The 18,949-nt window shown below is 71.9% G+C and carries 17 protein-coding genes and 4 tRNA genes; 10 read left to right on the forward strand and 11 right to left on the reverse strand.

Features of this window, described 5'->3' with window-relative positions:
• Position 1 precedes the first annotated feature (1 nt).
• Positions 2 to 3,187: a response regulator gene (locus tag ABD875_RS13880; protein WP_345177871.1), complete on the reverse strand. Its 3,186-nt coding sequence runs from the start codon at positions 3,185 to 3,187 to the stop codon at positions 2 to 4.
• A 114-nt stretch (positions 3,188 to 3,301) separates the two neighbouring features.
• Between ABD875_RS13880 and ABD875_RS13885 the strand changes: the two genes are divergently transcribed.
• The 3 genes from ABD875_RS13885 to ABD875_RS13895 all read left to right on the forward strand — a co-directional run bounded on the left by ABD875_RS13885 (position 3,302) and on the right by ABD875_RS13895 (position 6,583).
• Complete coding sequence (locus ABD875_RS13885) at positions 3,302 to 5,554, forward strand: DUF6351 family protein (protein ID WP_345177874.1); 2,253 nt, start codon at positions 3,302 to 3,304, stop codon at positions 5,552 to 5,554.
• A 112-nt stretch (positions 5,555 to 5,666) separates the two neighbouring features.
• A complete protein-coding gene (locus ABD875_RS13890; protein WP_345177877.1) occupies positions 5,667 to 6,170 on the forward strand; it encodes a hypothetical protein in 504 nt (167 codons plus the stop codon).
• A gap of 32 nt (positions 6,171 to 6,202) precedes the next feature.
• Positions 6,203 to 6,583 carry a hypothetical protein gene (locus ABD875_RS13895; RefSeq protein WP_345177879.1) on the forward strand — a complete coding sequence of 127 codons (381 nt, stop codon included), beginning with the start codon at positions 6,203 to 6,205 and terminating at the stop codon, positions 6,581 to 6,583.
• On the opposite strand, the gene ABD875_RS13900 is transcribed toward ABD875_RS13895, so the two are convergent.
• The 3 genes from ABD875_RS13900 to ABD875_RS13910 form a co-directional block, all read right to left on the reverse strand.
• Entirely contained in the window at positions 6,565 to 7,296 is a 732-nt protein-coding gene (locus ABD875_RS13900; RefSeq protein ID WP_345177882.1) for a GNAT family N-acetyltransferase, read from the reverse strand. The genes ABD875_RS13895 and ABD875_RS13900 overlap by 19 nt on opposite strands.
• Positions 7,297 to 7,308: 12 nt before the next feature.
• Positions 7,309 to 9,384 (reverse strand): glycosyl hydrolase family 18 protein, encoded by a 2,076-nt coding sequence (locus ABD875_RS13905; RefSeq protein ID WP_345177886.1) that lies wholly within the window; start codon positions 9,382 to 9,384, stop codon positions 7,309 to 7,311.
• 161 nt (positions 9,385 to 9,545) lie between these two features.
• Positions 9,546 to 9,619, reverse strand: a tRNA-Phe gene (locus ABD875_RS13910).
• A gap of 105 nt (positions 9,620 to 9,724) precedes the next feature.
• Between ABD875_RS13910 and ABD875_RS13915 the strand changes: the two genes are divergently transcribed.
• The 3 genes from ABD875_RS13915 (at position 9,725) to ABD875_RS13925 (ending at position 10,370) form a co-directional block, all read left to right on the forward strand.
• A tRNA-Glu gene (locus ABD875_RS13915) sits at positions 9,725 to 9,797 on the forward strand.
• A gap of 83 nt (positions 9,798 to 9,880) precedes the next feature.
• Positions 9,881 to 9,954: transfer RNA gene (locus tag ABD875_RS13920), tRNA-Asp, on the forward strand.
• A 62-nt stretch (positions 9,955 to 10,016) separates the two neighbouring features.
• Positions 10,017 to 10,370: a metallopeptidase family protein gene (locus tag ABD875_RS13925; RefSeq protein WP_345177889.1), complete on the forward strand. Its 354-nt coding sequence runs from the start codon at positions 10,017 to 10,019 to the stop codon at positions 10,368 to 10,370.
• A gap of 3 nt (positions 10,371 to 10,373) precedes the next feature.
• Here the strand turns inward: ABD875_RS13925 and ABD875_RS13930 are convergent, their stop codons facing one another.
• Genes ABD875_RS13930 through ABD875_RS13940 form a run of 3 tightly spaced genes read right to left on the reverse strand, consistent with a single transcriptional unit; the run spans position 10,374 to position 11,955 of the window.
• Positions 10,374 to 10,700, reverse strand: coding sequence for a fluoride efflux transporter FluC (locus ABD875_RS13930; RefSeq protein ID WP_345177891.1), 327 nt, complete (start codon positions 10,698 to 10,700; stop codon positions 10,374 to 10,376).
• Positions 10,697 to 11,098, reverse strand: a complete 402-nt coding sequence (locus tag ABD875_RS13935; RefSeq protein WP_345177894.1) for a fluoride efflux transporter FluC — start codon at positions 11,096 to 11,098, stop codon at positions 10,697 to 10,699. Before ABD875_RS13935 ends, ABD875_RS13930 begins: the two co-directional genes overlap by 4 nt.
• Positions 11,095 to 11,955: an ATP-binding protein gene (locus ABD875_RS13940; protein ID WP_345177898.1), complete on the reverse strand. Its 861-nt coding sequence runs from the start codon at positions 11,953 to 11,955 to the stop codon at positions 11,095 to 11,097. The genes ABD875_RS13935 and ABD875_RS13940 overlap by 4 nt, the downstream gene beginning before the upstream one ends.
• A gap of 318 nt (positions 11,956 to 12,273) precedes the next feature.
• On the opposite strand from ABD875_RS13940, the gene ABD875_RS13945 reads away from it, so the two are divergent.
• On the forward strand, positions 12,274 to 13,743 hold the full coding sequence (locus ABD875_RS13945) for an NAD(P)/FAD-dependent oxidoreductase (protein WP_345177902.1): 1,470 nt from the start codon (positions 12,274 to 12,276) through the stop codon (positions 13,741 to 13,743).
• 4 nt (positions 13,744 to 13,747) lie between these two features.
• Here the strand turns inward: ABD875_RS13945 and ABD875_RS13950 are convergent, their stop codons facing one another.
• The gene (locus ABD875_RS13950; RefSeq protein WP_345177907.1) at positions 13,748 to 14,407 is read right to left on the reverse strand and encodes a PaaI family thioesterase; all 660 of its coding nucleotides are present in this window, start codon (positions 14,405 to 14,407) and stop codon (positions 13,748 to 13,750) included.
• A 42-nt stretch (positions 14,408 to 14,449) separates the two neighbouring features.
• On the opposite strand from ABD875_RS13950, the gene ABD875_RS13955 reads away from it, so the two are divergent.
• A complete protein-coding gene (locus ABD875_RS13955) occupies positions 14,450 to 15,022 on the forward strand; it encodes a GNAT family N-acetyltransferase (RefSeq protein WP_345177911.1) in 573 nt (190 codons plus the stop codon).
• Here ABD875_RS13955 and ABD875_RS13960 read toward each other — a convergent pair.
• The 3 genes from ABD875_RS13960 to ABD875_RS13970 all read right to left on the reverse strand — a co-directional run bounded on the left by ABD875_RS13960 (position 14,970) and on the right by ABD875_RS13970 (position 17,220).
• Positions 14,970 to 15,458, reverse strand: coding sequence for a hypothetical protein (locus ABD875_RS13960; RefSeq protein WP_345177914.1), 489 nt, complete (start codon positions 15,456 to 15,458; stop codon positions 14,970 to 14,972). The two genes, ABD875_RS13955 and ABD875_RS13960, sit on opposite strands and share 53 nt — an antisense overlap.
• A 409-nt stretch (positions 15,459 to 15,867) precedes the next feature.
• Positions 15,868 to 15,940: transfer RNA gene (locus ABD875_RS13965), tRNA-Lys, on the reverse strand.
• Between the two features lie 119 nt (positions 15,941 to 16,059).
• Complete coding sequence (locus ABD875_RS13970) at positions 16,060 to 17,220, reverse strand: alpha-hydroxy-acid oxidizing protein (RefSeq protein ID WP_345177917.1); 1,161 nt, start codon at positions 17,218 to 17,220, stop codon at positions 16,060 to 16,062.
• Positions 17,221 to 17,594: 374 nt separating this feature from the next.
• Here ABD875_RS13970 and ABD875_RS13975 point away from each other — a divergent pair, with 374 nt between their 5' ends.
• Together ABD875_RS13975 and ABD875_RS13980 are read left to right on the forward strand one after the other, a co-directional pair.
• On the forward strand, positions 17,595 to 18,452 hold the full coding sequence (locus tag ABD875_RS13975; protein ID WP_345177920.1) for a sigma-70 family RNA polymerase sigma factor: 858 nt from the start codon (positions 17,595 to 17,597) through the stop codon (positions 18,450 to 18,452).
• 279 nt (positions 18,453 to 18,731) lie between these two features.
• Positions 18,732 to 18,935 carry a cold-shock protein gene (locus ABD875_RS13980; RefSeq protein ID WP_056863399.1) on the forward strand — a complete coding sequence of 68 codons (204 nt, stop codon included), beginning with the start codon at positions 18,732 to 18,734 and terminating at the stop codon, positions 18,933 to 18,935.
• Positions 18,936 to 18,949: the final 14 nt, after the last annotated feature.

Genomic DNA, 18,949 nt, shown 5'->3' on the forward strand with positions numbered 1-18,949 from the left:
CCTAGCGGGTCCTGGTCGCGCGGTCGAGCGCCACCGTCGCCCGGTCGACGTCGGCGGCCAACGTGTCGAACAGCGGTCCGGCGCCGGCGGTGCTCCCGGCGATGGCGAGCTCCTCGAGCGCCAGCGCGGACGCGGCGACCCGGGGCAGCCCGAGGTTCAGGGAGGCGCCCTTGAGCTGGTGGGCGGCGGTGCGCAGCGACTCGGCGTCGTCGGCCTCGATCGCGGCGCGCAGCGACTCCAGCTGCAGACCCGCCTGCGAGGAGAACGCGGCGACGGTGCGCTCGAAGAAGCTGACGCCGTCCTTGACCAGCGAGCTCAGCATCTCGATCCGCTCGCGGTCGAGCACGTCGTCGTCGGTGGGCGCGGGCGGCGGTGCTGGACGCTCCGCCACGGGTGCCGGCTCCCCGGAGGGCTGCAGCCACTCCCGGAGGACCCGCTCCAACGCCGCGGCGTCGACCGGCTTGGTGAGGAAGTCGTCCATGCCGACCTCGAGGCAGCGCTCGCGCTCGCCCTCCAGGGCGGACGCCGTCATCGCGATGATCGGGACCCGGCGCTCGCCCGCCTCCAGCCGGCGGATCTCCCGGGTGGCGTCGTAGCCGTCCATCCGCGGCATCCGGCAGTCCATCAGCACCGCGGCGTACTCGTGCGCGCCGGTGAGCCGCTCGACGCCCTCGAGCCCGTCGGAGGCGACGTCGACGGTGCAGCCGAGGTTCTCCAACAGCCCGGTCGCGACCAGCTGGTTGACCGGGTTGTCCTCGACGATCAGGACCCGCCCGCCGAGCCGCGGGCGGGCGGGCGCCGCGCGCGGGGGTACGGCGGTCGGCGCGCCCACGACCGCCATCAGCGCGTTGCGCAGCTCGTTGTGGCGCACCGGCTTGCTGAGCCAGGCCCGGATGCCCGCCTCGTCGACGTCGCGCCGGGTGACCGACTGCTCCGAGGACAGCAGCACCATCGCGACCCCGGCGAGCGCGGGGTCCTGCTGGACCTGCCGGGCCAGCCCCAGCCCGTCGGTGTCCGGCATCACCTGGTCGAGCAGCGCGGCGTCGAACGGCTGTCCCGCCTCGGCGGCCGCACGCAGGGCGTCCAGGGCGTCGCCGGCGGACGCGACCGAGACCGGCCGGGTCTGCCACGCGGCGAGCTGCTCCTCGAGGATGAACCGGTTGGTCGCGTTGTCGTCGACCACGAGCACGCGGCGCCCGGCGAGGTCGTGCACCGGGTCCGGGTCGCGGTCCTCGGCGTCGGCGACGGTGCCGAACCGGGCGGTGAACGAGAACGTGCTGCCCTGGCCGGGCTCGCTGGTCAGCCAGATCTCGCCGCCCAGCGCCTCCACGAGCTGCTTGGAGATCGCCAGGCCGAGGCCGGTGCCGCCGTGCCGCCGCGTGGTCGACGGGTCGGCCTGCGTGAATGCGTCGAAGAGGTGGTCCCACGTGCCGCGATCGACCCCGACGCCGGTGTCCGAGACGTCGACCCGCAGCACCACCTCGGTCGGGGTCGCCTCCTGGACGGCGGCCTGCACGACCACCTCGCCGCTGTCGGTGAACTTCACGGCGTTCGAGCCCAGGTTGGTGATGATCTGACCGAACCGGCCGGGGTCGCCGCGCAGCTGGGCGGGTACGTCGGGGTGGCACGCGACGACGAGCTCCAGCCCCTTCTCGTGGGCCGGGCCGCTGAACACGGCCGCGGCGACGTCGAACACCGAGCGGACGTCGAAGTCGACGCTCTCCAGCTCGAGCTTCCCGGCCTCGATCTTGGAGAGGTCCAAGATGTCGTTGATCAGCCCGAGCAGGGTGAGCCCGGCGCCCTGGAGGTTCTCGGCAAGCCGCCGCTGGTGGTCGTCGAGGTGGGTGCGCAGCAGCAGGTCGGTCAGCCCGATCACGCCGTTCATCGGCGTGCGGATCTCGTGGCTCATCGTCGCGAGGAACTCCGACTTCAGCCGCGACGCCTCCATGGCGTCGTCGCGGGCCTCGGCGAGCTCGATGTCGCGACGCTCGCGCTCGGCGACCGCGCTCAGCTGGTGCGAGATCTGGTTGAGCAGCTGGTAGGCGTTCTCGTCCGGCGGCGACTCGTCGGCGAGGAGCTGGACGACGGCGACCACGGTCCGGTCGACCACCACCGGCACGGCCACGACGCTGTGGGTCGCGGTCAGGCCGGGCGCGGCTTCGACCGCGATCTCGCCCGAGGCGAGGGCCTTCTCGGCGAGCGCGGCGTCCCACCCGACCGGCGCGTCGCCGGAGATGTCGACGAGCTCGGGCTGGGCGTCGAAGAACTCGGCGCCCAGCGGCACCCAGCTCGCGAACTCCGGTACGCCGCCGCCCGCGATGAGCACCGCGTCGCGCAGGGTGGATGCGCGGTTGGCGACGGTCGCGATCTGCTGGAGCAAGCTGAGGCGCCGATTGGTCTCCTCGGCGTTCAGCTCCGCGGAGACCACGTCGGTGACGTCCTGCGCGGTTCCGCTGATCCGGACGATCTCGCCGTCGGGACCGCGGTGGGTGACGCCGTGCCCGCGCAGCCACCGCATCGTGTCGTTGTCGGTCATGACCCGGTGGTCGAACGTGAACTCCTCGCCGTCGCCGACCGCCTGGATCGACTGCTCGACCGTCAGCCGGTCGTCGGGGTGGATCCGCTCCCGGTAGCTGCCGGGGCTCACGGGGCTGCCCGGCTCGGCGCCGACGATCCGGTACATCTCGTCGGACCAGACGACCGTGCCCTCGACCACGTCCCAGTCCCAGCTGCCGATGTGCGCGATCCGCTGCGCGTCCGAGAGGCGCTGCTGGCTGGCGGCCAGCGCTATCTGGAGCTCCTTGAACTCGGTGTACGGCGTGACCCGGTTCAGCCAGGCGATCCGGTCTCCGGCGTCGTCGAGGATCGGGACGTAGGTGACCAGGCCCCAGAACGTCGTCCCGTCCGGGCGCACGAACAGCGACTCCACGTTCATCCCCGGCTCGCCGGTGGCCACCATCGACGCCAGGTGCCGGGCGAAGTCAGACCTGCCCTGCTCGTCGAGGAACGCGGAGATCGGCGTACCGGGCAGGTCCGCGACGTCGACACCGAACATCCGGGCCAGGTTCGCGTTGCCGTACACCGTCACGCCCGCGTCGTCGGTCACCCAGAGCCCGTCCGGGTTCGCGGCGTGCAGGAGCTGCGCCAGTGCGGCGTCGTCCATGTCGCCGAGAGACATGTCCCTCATGGTCTATTCCTACCTCGGCGGCGTCCACCCGACGCCCACCGTCCGATCATGACGCAGGTCGGCCGGTTCGCCCCGCACCTCGTGACCGGCGCCACCGTGTGTCGTTGACCCGGCATGCGCACCCGAATCGCCGTGCTCCTGCTGGCCCTCGTGGGGCCGTTCCTGGTCGTGGGCCCGGGCTCCGGCAGTGCCACGGCGGCGCCGGGTCGGCTCACCGTCGAGATCCTCTCGAACCGCGCCGACCTCGTCTCGGCCGGCGACGTGCTGGTCGCGGTGCGGCTTCCGAAGGGGGTCCGGCCGGGCCGGGTCCGGGTCACCGCGGACGGCCGCGACGTCACCCGGCGGTTCGCGGTCCGCGAGGACGGGCGCTATCTCGGCCTGGTGACCGGGCTGGACCTCGGCCGCACCGTGCTGCGCGCCACCGCTCCCGGTGCCCGGGCCGGCCGCACGGTCGTGGTCAACCACCCGAACGCCGGCCCGGTCTTCTCCGGCCCGCAGACCGAGCACTACGTCTGCGACGGCTGCGACGCCGGGCCGGCCTACGACTTCCTCTACCGCTCGACCGACCCGCTCGCGACCGAGCTCCAGCCCTACGACCCCGACGACCCGCCCTCGGACGTCGCGACGACCACCACCGACGAGGGCGTCGAGGTGCCGTTCGTCGTACGCCGGGAGCAGGGCTTCCAGGACCGCGACCGCTACACGATCCTCACGCTCTTCCAGCCCGGCGAGCCGTGGCGCGCGTGGTCGCCGCAGGAGCAGTGGAACCACAAGCTGTTGGTCACCCACGGCGGCGGCTGCGGCGCGTCGTACGCCCCCGGCACCCCGCCGCTCGCCGACTACTCCGGCACGCTCGAGGGCGTCCCCGGCGTCACGCCGAGCTACGTCACCGCGCTCGGTCTCGGGTTCGCGGTGCTGTCCACGGCGCTCGACAACACCGGTCACAACTGCAGCGTCGCGATGAACGCGGAGTCGGTGATGATGGCCAAGGAGCGGCTCGTCGAGCGCTACGGCGAGCTGCGGTACACGATCGGCACCGGCTGCTCCGGTGGGTCGATCGCGCAGCACACCGTCGCGAACGCCTACCCCGGCATCTACCAGGGCCTGATCACCAGCTGCTCGTACCCCGACACGTTCACGGCCGGCGCCCAGTTCGCGGACTACCACCTGCTGCGGCTCTACTTCGAGGACCCGTCGCGGTGGGGGCCGGGCGTCGCGTGGCTGCCGACCCAGATGGCCCAGGTCGAGGGCCACCTGTCGCACCTGAACGCCGTCGTCGCCGACGAGGGCCTGTTCAAGGCCGCGCTGAACCCCGAGCACGACTGCTCTGGCACGACCGACCCGGTCGCCGGCGACCCGACCACCCGCTACGACTCCGAGACCAACCCCGGCGGGGTCCGCTGCTCGGTGCTCGACCTGCTCGTCAACCAGCTGGGTCCGCGCCCCGAGTCGGTCTGGTCGGCGCAGGAGAAGGCCGCCGGCCGCGGCTTCGGCGGCATCCCGTTCTCCAACACCGGCGTGCTCTACGGGCTGTCCGCGCTCGAGTCGGGCGCGATCACCCCGGCCCAGTTCGTCGACCTGAACGCCGAGGTCGGCGGCCTCGACGTCGACTCCGGCCTGGTCCCCGAGCGGATCGCCGGCGACCCCGCCTCGATCGCGCGCGCCTACCGGACCGGCCTGATCAACGAGGCCGACCACCTCGACGAGGTCGCGATGATCAACCACGGCGGACCCGACCCGGGCATCGCCCACGACTACGCCCACGCGTTCTGGACCCAGGAACGGCTGCAGGCCGACCAGGGGCACACGGACAACCGTGTGATGTGGTTCGGCCCGACCCCGCTGATCGGTGACGTCACCTGGGCCAACGACGCGCTGGTCGCGATGGACGCGTGGCTCGCGGCGGTCGAGGCCGACTCCTCCGACAAGCCGCTCGCCGACAAGGTCGTCACCGCCAGGCCCGCCGACCTCACCGACCGCTGCGTCGTCGGGCAGCTCGCCGACCTCTGCGACGTCGAGGAGCTGCAGGTGCTCCAGACCCGGCTCTCCACCCCGCGCCAGGAGGCCGGTGGCCCGGTCGCCAACGACAACGTCGCCTGCCGGCTCGCCCCGCTGGAGAAGGCGATGTTCGACGGTCTGGTGGTGCCGTTCACCGACGAGCAGTGGGCCACGCTCCAGGCGACGTTCCCCGACGGCGTCTGCGACTGGACCCGGCCCGGCCTCGGCCAGGGCCCGGCCCAGACCTGGCTGCGGTACGACGCCGCCGGCGGTGGACCCGTCTACGGCGGCCACAACCTCCCGGGGCTCCCCGCCCACTCCGCCACCGGCGTGGTCTCGCCCGCGTTCCTCCCGATGCTGCGGCGCTGATCAACGGGGATAGTCCCTCACGTTGTGGTTGCCGACACGCCGTGAACGACGACCAAAACGTTAGGGACTATCCCGCATGGAACCCATCCGACACCCCCGACGTCGGACCCGCATGACCTCGCTGCGGCTCCTCCTCGCCGGCCTGCTCGGTGCCTGCGGGCTGGTCCTGGTGACCCCGGCCGCGTCGCAGGCGTGCAGCTGCGCGCCGGGCACGACACGCGACTACGTCGCGTGGGCGGACGTGGTGTTCGCCGGGGCCCTCATGGAGGTGGAGCCACCCCCGCGCCGCTCCGTGATGTCCAGCTCGGACCCCAACACCTACTCGTTCTCGGTCACCCGTTCCCTGGAGGGCCAGGTGGGCGCGTTCGCCGTCGTCGAGTCCGCGATGTCGGGCGCCTCCTGCGGGCTGGAGGGCATGCAGGTCGGGCGCGAGTACGTCGTGTTCGCGACGTACCACCGCGGCGGGCTGGTCAGCGGCCTCTGCAGCGGCACGCAGGAGGCAGCGCCTGCGCTGGTCGAGCGGGTCGCCGGCATCACCGGCGCCGCCGGCCGGCCGGCCCCGGACCTCGGAGCAGTGCTCGCCCCCATCCGGGTGGTTCTGCACTCCCTCTATTGACCTGACGGGGTCGGGGCAGGAAACGTGCGGCCATGCGCCGTGAGCCGCACGAGAACGTGGCGACCGTCCTGGTCGATCCCGCGCTGCTGTCCGCGCTCGAGGTGCACCTGATGTCGCTCGACCTGCGGCTGTGGCCGGTCGCGACCGCGCCGATCTGCGTCGACGGCCCGCGCCGCGCCTTCCAGCTGCGCCGCCAGCTGCTCACCGCGCGCCGCGGCGCGTGGGACGACGCGGCCGACTGGGTGCCGGCCTGGATCGCCTTCGGCGAGTCGTGGCGCGAGGGCGCCGAGCCGATCTCGTGGACCGCCCGCCGCACGCTCTACTCCGTGCTCGACGGGTACGCCGGGGTTCGCTACCACCGCGGCCTCGGCGGGGTCGCGCCGCTCGAGGTCCCTCAGGAACGCACGGCCTGACCCGACACGAACGTGTGCGCGACCGTGTAGGCGAGACCGCGGTAGATCGCGAGCGCCGGCTCGTTGTCGGTGTACACGCTGAGGGACGCGACCCCGGAGCCCCGGCTCAGCGCCAGCCGGGTCAGCGCCGTCGAGATCGCGCGGCCGCGCCCGCCCCCGCCGTACGCCGGCAGCACGGTGACACCGCGCAGGTGGCCGGTGCCGTCCGGCTGGCGCAGCAGGGCACCGACCCCGGTCAGCCGGCCGCCGTCGCGCACGCCGAGCCAGGTCTCGACACCAGGAGTGTCCGGGCGCGCGAACGAGTCCGGGTTGGCCTCGTCGAGGATCGCGTCGATCTCGGTTGCGGACGTGACCTCCTCGACCCTCAGGGCAGGGGCCCCGGGCCTGGACCGGGTCCACATCCAGTGCCACGTGTCGGTGTCGGACGATCGCCACGTGGCCGGCAACGTGTCGTGAGACGTCGACTCGATCGTGTAGCGCCAGGGAACCTCGATCTCGGCCGCGACGCGGGCCAGCAGCGGGTCGAGGTCCGGGGCCGGGCCGACGCCCGTGACGACCGAGAGCCCGGCCGGGTCGCCCGGACGGTTGCGAGCGCCGTCGATGACCGCGGCCCCACCCGCCGTCCACAGCCGCCGCGTGGTGGCCGGGTCGGCGTGGTGACGCAGGAACGGCGCCGCGTGGTCCTGGAACGCCTGGTCGTCGAGCCCGAGCACGCGCGCATTCTGTCAGTCGAGGAACGCCTCCTTGACGGCATCCATCAGCGGGTTCGTCTGGGTGCGGGGCAGCCATCCGTAGTTGATCGTCCAGAGGATGGTGCCGCCGACGCCGGTCTCCTTGACCCACTCGCCCTTGGCGGCGATGGACCGCCCGTCCTCGTAGCTCAGGTAGCCCGACCTGCTGCCGCCCTCGGGGTACTCGGCCGGCATGTAGCCGTCGGGGTGCTCCTCGTCGACGTACACGCGATAGGTCGACTTCGCCTCCTCGTCCCAGTGCAGGGTGCCGTGCCGGAGGAAGCCGAGCCGGTCGAGCTCGGAGTAGCTCAGCGAGGTGTCGTTGAACTCGAAGACGTCGTTGTCGACCAGTGACTGCCGAGGCCCGGTCACCGCGGTGCCGTAGTTGACCCCGTAGAACCCGATGCCGATGCCGATCCGGTCGCGGGGCACGCCGGCCGCCTCGTACGCCTCGACGCTGGAGGAGACGTCGATCGGCGTGGTCGGGCCGGCGCCGTGGAGCGCGCCCGAGAACCACGACTCCCAGCCGCCGTCTCCCCAGAGCGTGCCGACGCCGTAGCTCATCAGGTTGTACTGGTCGACGCGCAGGGCGACGTCGGTCTGGTACTGGTCGGGCACGCCATGGGTCCACTCGCCGGCGGCCTCGTCCCACTCGATGCGGATCGTGTAGCCGGGGAAGGTGATCAGGCCAGGGGTCTCCGCGTACCGCTCGCGGGTCGCCATCTCCGCCCGGATCGCGTCGATGAGGTCGATCAGCCGCTCCCGGGCCTCGACGGCCGGCACCTTCGAGCCGCTCTGGTCGATGCAGTGCGCGTCGCTGTCGGTGTCGGAGAGGCAGTTCTCCCAGTCCAGGTCGACACCGTCGTAGTCGTGCTCGACCAGGTAGTCGACGATGTTCTCGACGAACCTCGGCTGCACGTCGCCGTAGGTCGAGCGGAGGAAGCCCAGACCGTCGTCGCCGTCGCCGCCGAGCATGAGCAGCGCCTTGGTGCCGGCCTCGTGGGCCTTGTCGACGAGGTAGTCCTCGATGCTCCGGCCGGAGCCGTCGGGTGCGGTGCCGTCGACGCCGGCGGAGCCGGCGCCGGGGACGACGTCGCCGGGCTCGTACGGGTAGTCGGGGAACCGGGGGTCGTCCGGCTCGCCCGCGAGCGACCCACCGCCCGGCGCCGCCCGGCCGAACACGAAGTGCGTCATCGCCTCCATGTCGACCTCCGCCGGCGGGTAGAGCCAGTCGTGGAACCACGCCGCGTAGTAGCCGGTGACCCACGGGGTGTCGTCGGGGTCGCCCGTCGGCGTGGCGGTGGCGGTGGCGGTCGCCGTGGCCGTGGCGGTGGCGGTCGCGGTCGCCGTGGCCGTCGCGGTCGCGGTGGCGGTCGCGGTGGGCGTGGGCGTGCCACCGGAGGTGACGGTCACCGTGGCCGGCGCGGTCGCGAAGGCCGGCGCGCCGCGCCACGCCTCCGTGACCACGCGGTACGACACCGTCGCCGGGGGACTGTCCTCGAGCGTCACCGCGCCGACGGCGTCCTGGAGCCCGCGCGCGACGGTGGTCCAGGGTCCGTCCGCCGACTGGGCCTCCAGGCGCACGGGGCGACCGGGCCGAGCCGGCGCGAACTGCGCCCGCACCGCAGCAGCCGATCCCGAGGTGATCGTCGACGGTGCGGACGCCGTACCCCGCTGGTCGACGACGCGCACGATCGTGCGGGCCGAGACCCAGGCCGGGCGCCGCTCGCTCCCGGCACGCAGGTCTCGCGCGACGACGCGGTACGTCGCCGCCTCGTGGACGTGCACGGTGAACGCGTAGCGACCCGCGCGGTCCGTGCGGCCGTCGTCCTCGGGCTGCCAGCCGCGACCGCTGCGGCGCTGGAGCACCACGGCCCCGCGCGCCTGCTTCGGAGCGGTGCCGCTGATGCGGACCTCCTCGCCGGCGATGGCCGAGATCCGCCGGCCCGGGCCGTCGGCGTCGGACGGTGGCACGAACGCCGCGGCGGGGGAGCCGAGCAGGGCCACGACAGGCAGGAGGGCGATCAGCAGGAGCGCCACGGGGACGGACCGGGATGCGGAGCGGGACATCGGGTTCCTTTCGTCGGCCCGATCCTCGGCGCCGACGCGTCCCGGTCACCAGGTCTCCGTGTCCCACATCCCCGGGACAACGGCCGCCGCCTGGTCGGGCCTGGTCTGGCCCGCACGCGACGAGGCCCCCACCGGGATCCGGCGGGGGCCTCGTGTGCTTGTGGGCAGGGGCGGGGTCGAACCGCCGACCTTCCACTTTTCAGGCGGACGCTCGTACCAACTGAGCTACCTGCCCAAGCGACGGACACCTTACAGGAGGGGATCGGCGGTCACGAAAATGGGATGGTCCTCGCTTTGGACCCGTCCCGGCGCCGACCCTATGCTTCTTCACGCACGTCCTGCCCCCATCGTCTAGCGGCCCAGGACCCCGCCCTTTCACGGCGGTAGCGCCGGTTCGAATCCGGTTGGGGGTGCGAGTTCACGACCAGCTCCGCCCCGATTGGGAAACGGCGGCGGGAGTGAGTTAGAGTTCCACCGCTTCACCAGTGAGGCACCTGGCCCCGTAGCGCAGTTGGTTAGCGCGCCGCCCTGTCACGGCGGAGGCCGCGGGTTCGAGTCCCGTCGGGGTCGCCGACGAGAAGCCCCGGATCGAGAGATCCGGGGCTTCTTGCATGTCCGGCAGAATCGGTGCCATGCCGATCGAGATGTCGCCTGCCGACTTCGACGCCCTCGTCGACCGCGCCCTCGACGACATCCCGGACGAGCTCGCGAGCCTGGTCCGCAACGTCGTGGTGCTCGTCGAGGACGACGCCCCGGCGGAGGACCCGGACCTGCTCGGCCTGTACGACGGCATCGCGCTGACCGAGCGCTGGGGCGACCCGGTGATGGAGCTGCCCGACCGGATCTTCATCTTCCGCAACAACCTGCTCGACATGTGCGAGTCGGTCGAGGAGCTCGTCGAGGAGGTCCGGATCACCATCGTGCACGAGATCGCCCACCACTTCGGCATCGACGACGACCGCCTGCACGACCTCGGCTACGCCTGAGAGTCAGGCGCCGAGCCAGAACCCGAGCGCGCACGCGCCCAGCGACACCACGATCGTCGCGGCGGCGTACGCCGACCCCCGACGACGGCCGAGGTCGTGGGTCTGCACGCTGAAGGCGGAGTACGTCGTGAACCCGCCGCAGAAGCCCACGCCGAGCAGTGCCAGCCCGTCCGACGAGAGTGACGCCGCCGAGAGCAGGCCGAGCAGGAACGAGCCGGCCACGTTCACCGCGAAGGTCCCCCACGGGAGCCGGCCGTCGAGGCGGGTGGCGAGGACGAAGCGCAGCGGCGCCCCGACCGCCGCGCCGAGCGCGACCAGGAGCGCGGTCACTCGACCGCCCCCGGGGGCTCCGGGCCGGCCAGGCGCGAGCCCACGGACACCGCGAGCAGGCACGCGGCCAGCGTGCCGACGAGGTAGAGCGCGGCGACGCCGACCCGGTCCGCGTCGAGCAGCGCCCGGGCCTGCTCGGAGTACGCCGACAGCGTGGTGAAGCCGCCGAGGACGCCCGGGCCGAGCGCCACCGCGACGGTCCGCGACCGCCGTACCAGGGCGAACGCCGGCAGCAGCGCGAGGGCGAACGACCCCACCACGTTGACCGCGAACGTCGCCCACGGGAACGCCTCCGCCCCGGTGGGGAAGGCCTCACCCACGCCCCAGCGGGCCAGCGCTCCGAGCGCGCCACCGACCGCCACCGCGACAACCAGCCGCGGCGCGGGCGCCGCTCTCACGAGACGCTGCTCTGCCGCCCGGACACGGGCGCATCCTGCCACGCGAGGGGCGGCTCACCCCGCTCCTGTCGAACGAACTCGTTGAGGAACCAGCTCTGGAACCGCTGCTGCTCGGGCGTGCGCGCCAGGGACAGCAGCCGCTCCTCGCGGCAGAACGCGTCGGCGAGGTCGAGCAGCTCGATGAACCGGCCGATCGTCGCCGCGGTCTGGCGCGGCATCGCCACGTGCAGGTCGGTGGACGCCTCGCCGGACTGGAGGGCCTGCTCGATCTGGTCGGTCCCGATGCCCTCGCGCAGGTCGCGCTCGAGCGAGCCGAACAGGTGCGACAGGTCCGAGGCGAGGGGGTACTCCGCCTCGTGGGCCAGGGCCAGCAGCCGGACCTCGCGGCGCAGCTCGCGGTAGTGGTGCTGGAACTCGACGAACGTCCGCAGCGGGACGCCGCGGACGTCGATGCGGATCTCGTCCTCCGCCGGTGTACCGGCGTCGTGGCGCACGAGCACTCCGGTGACCACGCCCTCGACCATCTCGTCGTTGCTCTGCGCGGCCGGGTTGAACCAGACGATCTTCCCGTCCTCCTCGAGGTCGACACCCCAGGCCGTCGAGCAGCGGGCCACGATGCTCAGCCCGCGGCCGAACGTGAGCAGCAGGTCGTCCTCGTCGGCGTCGGTCGTGGTCGGGAGCTGGGGCAGGTCCAGGGACCCGTCGCGGACCTCGACCCGGGGGTGCTCCCGGGTGCCGCGCACCCGGACGGTCAGCGGGGGAGCGCCGTGGAGGAGCGCGTTCGTGACCAGCTCCGACGTACCGAGCTCGGCGCACTCGAGGAGGTCGTCCCGACCGATGTCGTGGCAGGTCGCCATCACCCATCGGCGTGCATCTTGCACTCCGCGGGGACCCGGGCCCAGAGACAGGGCAGGCCTGTTCAGCGGCACGGTTGTTTCTCCACGAGGCAGGCGTTGACTGGCAGCTGCGCCATTGTGGCCCGTTGTACCCCCGGATCGGTGGCTGAAACCTTGACCAGTTCGCCGTGTCGAACGGTCCAGACCGCCGCCGGGGCCGGGTGTGATGCAGGTGACCCCGGCCGATTGGGCCGTACGACGCGGTCGCGGGAAGATTGGGTACAGGCGGGCGTGTTCACCCAGTACGTCCACGAGTCTCCCTAGAAGGATGGGTTCCCCATGTCACACCGTCACCAGGTCGTGGTGATCGGCTCCGGTTTCGGAGGGTTGTTCGGTACCAAGGCGTTGCGACGCAGCGACGTCGACGTGACGATGGTCGCCAAGACCACCCATCACCTCTTCCAGCCGCTCCTCTACCAGGTCGCGACCGGGATCCTGTCGCAGGGCGAGATCGCCCCGCCGACCCGCGAGATCCTCAGCGGCCAGTCGAACGCCCAGGTCCTGCTGGGCGAGGTCACCGCGATCGACCTCGACGCCCGGACCGTCACCTCGCAGGTGCTCGGCCGCGAGACGGTCTCGTCGTACGACTCCCTGATCGTCGCCGCCGGCGCCGGCCAGTCCTACTTCGGCAACGACCACTTCGCCGAGTTCGCTCCCGGCATGAAGAGCATCGACGACGCCCTCGAGCTGCGCGGCCGGATCTTCGGCGCTTTCGAGATGGCCGAGCTCGGCGCCCAGCGCGGCGAGAGCGTCGACCACCTCCTGACGTTCGTGGTCGTCGGCGCCGGCCCCACCGGTGTCGAGATGGCCGGCCAGATCGCCGAGCTCGCGCACCGCACGCTCAAGAAGGACTTCCGCGCGATCAACACGCGCCACGCGCGGGTGATCCTGGTCGATGCCGCGCCGCAGGTGTTGCCGCCGTTCGGGAAGAAGCTCGGCGAGAAGAGCAAGGCCGAGCTGGAGAAGCTCGGCGTGGAGGTCGTGCTCGGTGCGATGGTCACCGACGTCGACGAGCGCGGCATCGAGATGAAGTTCAAGGACGGCCGCGTCGAGCGCGTCGACTCCGTCACCAAGATCTGGGCCGCGGGGGTCCAGGCGAACCCGCTCGGCCAGACGCTGTCCGACCAGACCGGTGCGCCGCTGGACCGCGCCGGCCGGATCGCGGTCAACCCCGACCTGACGCTCCCGGGTCACCCCGAGGTCTTCGTGGTCGGTGACATGATCGCGCTCGACAACCTGCCCGGGGTCGCCCAGGTCGCGATCCAGGGGGCGAAGTACGCCGCCAAGGAGATCGACAACCGCCTCAAGTCCAAGCCGTCGCAAGGCCCGTTCAAGTACTTCGACAAGGGCTCGATGGCGATCATCAGCCGCTTCCGCGCGGTCGCGCTGATCGGCAACGTCCGGCTGACCGGCGTGATCGCCTGGCTGATGTGGCTGGCGCTGCACCTGATCTACATCACCGGCTTCAAGAGCCGCGTCACCGCGCTGCTGCACTGGGCCGTCTCGTTCGTCGGCCGCGGCCGCTCCGAGCGGACCACCACCGAGCAGCAGGTCTTCGCCCGATCGGCGCTGAACCGGCTCAAGCGCGGCGCCACCGACCTGGTCTCCGACCCGGGTGCGTACGACGCCGCGCGCGCGCTGCTCGAGACCACGCGGCGTGCCGAGCTCGAGGCCCAGGCCGAGGAGGAGGCTCGCCTCACCGACGCCGGGGAACGCGGCAGGACCACCGAGAAGGTCGCTGCGTCCTGACCGGCTACTCGAAGTAGCGCGGGGCCGGCCCGTCCTGGCTCTCCGGGCGGGCCCACCTGGGCAGGATGAAGACGCCCTCGGCCTCCACCGTGACCCCCTCGGCGTCCAGGATCTGGCCCTTGGCCCAGGTCTTGATGCCCTCGCTGCGGTCGATCCAGGCCTCGGCGCGCAGGTCGCCCAGCGGGGTGCCGCGGCGGTAGCGCAGGGTCAGCGTGCCGGTCATGCCCGGCTTCCCGCCGGCTCCGGCGGCCTCGCCGAGCATCTGGTCGAGGATCAGCGCCGAGACGCCGCCGTGGACCAGACCCGGGGGACCCTCGTACGGCGCTCCGAGGTGGAAGTCCGACCAGCACTCGCCGGTCGGCTGCTTCTCGACCACCAGCGGGGGCGCGACGGGGTTGCGCAGTCCCACGACGGTGTTGCCCCACGGCCGCCCGCGTCCGGTGGGACCGAAGCGCACGCCGTACGCCCCGTCGAGCTGGTTCTTGCGGAGCCGGGCGGTGAGGACCTCGACCTCGGCCTGGACGGCCCGGATCTCGTCCTCGTCGACCTCGGTCCGGATCGTCGCGTCGACGAGCTCGCGCACGGCCTGGGTGAACGGACCGTAGAGCGCCTTCTGGTGCGCCAGGTCCTCGGGGGAGATGTCGTCGTGCACGTAGCCAGCCACAAAATCAGATGCTAGAACACGTTCCATTTGCTGGAATGGCGCATGACCAGTCTCGACCGGCCCGACCTCCGGCTCCGCGCGTCCTGGGAGGAGGCCGTCGCCGAGTTCGCCGCCGCCGACGACTTCATGCACGGGTCGGGCACGTGGGACTTCGAGGTGCTCGACACCAGTGCCGAAGGCGCCCCGGCGGTCATCGAACACCTCCTCGCCCAGGCCGACCCCGCCACGGAGCTGCCGGAGGGGCGGGTGCACTGCACCTACTACTGGATCACCGACGCCGGCGAGTTCGTCGGCTACCTGGCGCTCCGGCACTCGCTCACGCCCTGGCTGCTCGAGGAGGGCGGTCACATCGGCTACTCCGTGCGGCCCTCACGTCGCCGCGAGGGCCACGCACTCCGAGCGCTCGTGCTCGCGGTCGCGGCCGCCTCGGGGCTGGGTATCGAGCGGGCCCTGGTCACCTGCGACGACGACAACGACGGCTCCCGCGCGGTGATCGAGCGGGCGGGCGGCGTCTACGAGGACACCCGCAACGGCAAGCGCCGCTACTGGCTCGACACCGGTCTCACCGAGGGCGGTACGTCACCTCGGAACGTTGGGCGTGCAGCACGCGCATGAACTCCTCCGGGTCGACCATCGACGCGTCCACGACGTAGGGCGCCATCCCGCGCCGGTGGAACAGCACCCGCCAGTGCCGGTCACGGGGCAGGCCGATGACGTCGACAGGGTTGTCGCGACGGGAGAGGTCGAAGACGTGCCGGACGCCGCCACGGACGATCTCGAGGCGGCTGCCGTTCGCGATGACCGTCGCCGTGTGATGTCGGCTGCGGAAGCGCCACGTCACCAGCAGCAGGAGGACCAGCAGCAGCACCAGTGCGACCGTGATCGGCCGCGGGTCGCCGTAGGCCACTGCCGTCGCGAGCACCGCGACCACGATGGTCGCGACCAGCAGGAAGGCCGTGACGTGCCGGGTGACCGGCTCGACCCCGAGGTCGATGACCAGCGGCGCCGTCGTGGCGTGCGGGCGCGGGGCGGGCGCGGCCGCGGAGGCCACGCCCGCTCCCCCCGACTCGTCCGCCTCCCCGTCCCCCGGAGACGGTGTGGACTCGGCAGGATCCGGCTGCCGGGACGTGTCTGCGCGTGCAGGGAAGACGGCGCGGGCCAGGTCCTCGATCACGGCTCGACCGAGGTCCGGGGGGTCGTCGTCTTCCGGTGTCGCGCTCCCCATGCCCGGCTAACGGTCCGGGTGCGCCGGCGTTATGACGCCCCGCGACGTGGTCTGGTCCACTCGGCGGCGGCCCGCTGCCGCAGCGCCCGGGAACAGCTCCGGAAATAGAGTGAACCGCCGGCGTCTCGGGTCACCGACGGTTCAACGACGGAGAGGCTAAGGGCAAGCGATCCTGCTGCGCACCCTGTTCTCGCAATGCGGCGCAGGTGGAGTAGACCACTGCCCAGCGCGGAGGTAGGCCCCGTGGGACTCGAACCCACAACCCGCGGATTAAAAGTCCGATGCTCTGCCAATTGAGCTAGGGGCCCGGGGGACCGGGAGGTGCGTCGGGAAGACCCTGTGGACGACCAGGTGTCGGCTCCCGCTTGACTGCCGATCCGCCGGCACAGCGTATCGGGACGACGGGGACGCGCCGGCTCCGGTCGCGCTAGGTCCGCACCAGCACCTCGCGGGTGAGGTCGGCGACGCTGCGGTAGCCGTTGAGAGCCATCGTCAGGTCGGTCTCGGCGAGCAGGCAGGAGAGCACGAACTCGATGCCCGCTCGGCCGCCGAGCACGGCGCCGTACCCGTACGGGCGGCCGATGCCCACCGCGGTCGCCCCGAGGGCGAGCGCCTTCACGACGTCCGGCCCGGAACGCACACCCGAGTCGAACAGCACCGGCATGCCCTCGGCCGCGTCGACGACGGCGGGCAGCAGTTCGAGCGCCGGCGCGCTGGCAGCCTGGCGGCCCCCGTGGTTCGAGCAGTAGATCCCGTCGATCCCCGCGTCCTTGGCCCGCCGCACGTCGTCGGGGTGGCAGATCCCCTTGAGGAGCAGCGGCAGGTCGGTGAGGTCGCGCAGCCAGGCGAGGTCCTCCCACGTGAGCGTGGGGTTGCCGAACGTCATCGCCCACTGCAGCGCGGCGGCCGCGGGATCCTCCTCCGGCGGTACGGCGAGCCTCCCGCGGAACACCGGGTCACTGGTGTAGTTGACTAGACAACTACCGCGCAGCTGAGGGAACGTCGCGTGCTGCAGGTCACGCGGCCGGTAGCCCAGGGTCCAGGTGTCGAGGGTGACCACGATGCCCTGGAATCCGGCCGTCTCGGCCCGCCGCACGAAGCTCTCGGCGAGCTCGCGGTCGTTCGGGGTGTACAGCTGGAAGAACCCGGGGGTGTCCCCGAGGGCTGCGGCGACGTCCTCCATCGGGTCCTGCATGAGCGTCGACGCGACCATCGGCACGCCCGACGCGGCGGACGCCGCTGCGGCCGCCAGGTCGCCGTGCTCGTCGTCGGTCATCACGCCGAGGACCCCGATCGGCGCCATGAAGATCGGCGTTGGGAGGAGGTGTCCGAACAGCTCCACCGACAGGTCGCGCTCGGCCGCTCCGGACAGCATCCGAGGCATGATTCCCCAGCGCAGGAAGGCCTCCACGTTGCCTCGCTGGGTGTGCTCGTCCCCCGCCCCGCCCGCGACGTAGTCCCAGAGCCGGTGCTCCATCTTCGCCTCGGCGGCGGCCTCGAGGCCGGCGAACGTGAGGGGGTACGGCGGCGTGTCGCCGGCCATGCCGGCGAGGTACAGGCCGAGCTGGAAGTCTGCATAATTCGCCAATGTCGGCTCCTCGGGTACGGCGTCGTCGACGGTCTCGGAGTGGCCGAGTCGGGCCGTTTCGGACGATATCAGTCTGAAGTTTGGTGTCATTCGAGTGCCACATTGTCCGAAATTCACGCTCAGGCGGCCCGCGAACACCGTCGGCGACTAGCACCTGAGCGTTCGCTCAGTCAAGGTGACTCAGGTCACAGTCGGTCTTTTAGAATATATTCCGCGACCTGAATAACGTTGCCTTCCATGGAAACCAATTGCCGCCTCGGGACCGCAATCCGGTTCGGGGCCCTCACTCCTCGCGACCTGGCCGACCGCCCGGGTCCGAGGACCGCAGCCCTCGCGCAGTCGTCCAGCTCGGCCGGCGGGAGGACCCTCGCCCCATGAGCACGAACAGTGGCACGACGGCCGCCGCGGAGGCCATGGTCGTGGAGAACATGGCCCTGGTCGGGCACATCGTCCGGGAGACGATGGCGCGCGTGCCGTCCCACGTGGACCGCGATGACCTGACCTCGGCCGGCCTGACCGCCCTGGTCATGGCCGCGAACGCCTTCGACGCCGAGCGCGGCGTCCCGTTCAACCGGTACGCCGCGACGCGGATCCGCGGCGCGATCGTCGACGAGCTGCGCAGCGTCGACTGGGCCTCCCGCTCGGTGCGCCGCCGTTCCCGTGAGCTGGATGCCACCCGGGCGAACCTGGCGATGACCCTGGGCCGGGCCGCCAGCGCGGCCGAGGTCGCCCAGGCGGCCGGCATCACGATCGAGGAGGTCGCGGCCAACGACGACGACGTCGCCCGCGCCCAGGTGCTCTCGCTGCACGCCTCCGAGGACGACGCCATCGGCGAGCGCCTCGTGAGCAGCTCCCCCGACCCGCTCGCCGTGATCGAGCAGAAGGAGCAGCTGACGTACCTCGTCGAGGCGATCGCGGAGCTGCCCGAGCGGCTGCGCCTGGTCATCGAGCAGTACTTCCTCGCCGAGCGGCCGATGGCCGAGATCGCCGCGACCCTCGGCGTCACCGAGTCGCGGATCTCGCAGCTGCGAGCCGAGGCCCTCGTCCTCCTGCGCGACGCGCTCAACCACGAGCTCGACCCGGACCTGGTCGAGCCCGCCGACAAGCCCGGGGGCTGCGCGGCCAAGCGCCGCGAGACCTACTTCGCCGCGGTCGCCGACCGGCACGCCGCGGGAGTGCGTCGTCCCGGCCCGGGCCCGGAGCGGCGGCTCACGCTGAACGTCTCGGCCTGAGGTCGGTCGGGCGCGTCCCCGGGCCGTCACGACCGGGTCGCCGAACTTTCATCCCTCGGATTGAGAAAAGACGGCCGAGGAAGTTCCCTCCGGGCCGATGGTTGGTAGCGTAGGGCCAGCAAGAGGTGCAAGTTCCAGCAGGTCTGACGCCCGCGGAGTTTGTGATCCAACGGCGTTTCTTCTCATGGGTGCCAATCCAGGGTGGGAGCGACGTGTCACCGCATCTGTTGCGGGGCCGTTGAAGTGACGGCCTCTCGCCCCAAATAGGAGTAACGAGCAATGGCTCAAGGCACCGTGAAGTGGTTCAACGCCGAGAAGGGTTTCGGCTTCATCGCGCAGGAGGACGGCGGCGACGACGTCTTCGTGCACTACTCGGCGATCCAGACCCAGGGTTACAAGTCGCTGGACGAGAACCAGAAGGTCGAGTTCGACGTCACCCAGGGCCCGAAGGGTCCGCAGGCGGAGAACGTTCGCCCGGTCTGACCTCACAAGGACCA

The organism is Nocardioides caricicola (assembly GCF_039541135.1).
Taxonomy (GTDB): Bacteria; Actinomycetota; Actinomycetes; order Propionibacteriales; family Nocardioidaceae; genus Nocardioides; species Nocardioides caricicola.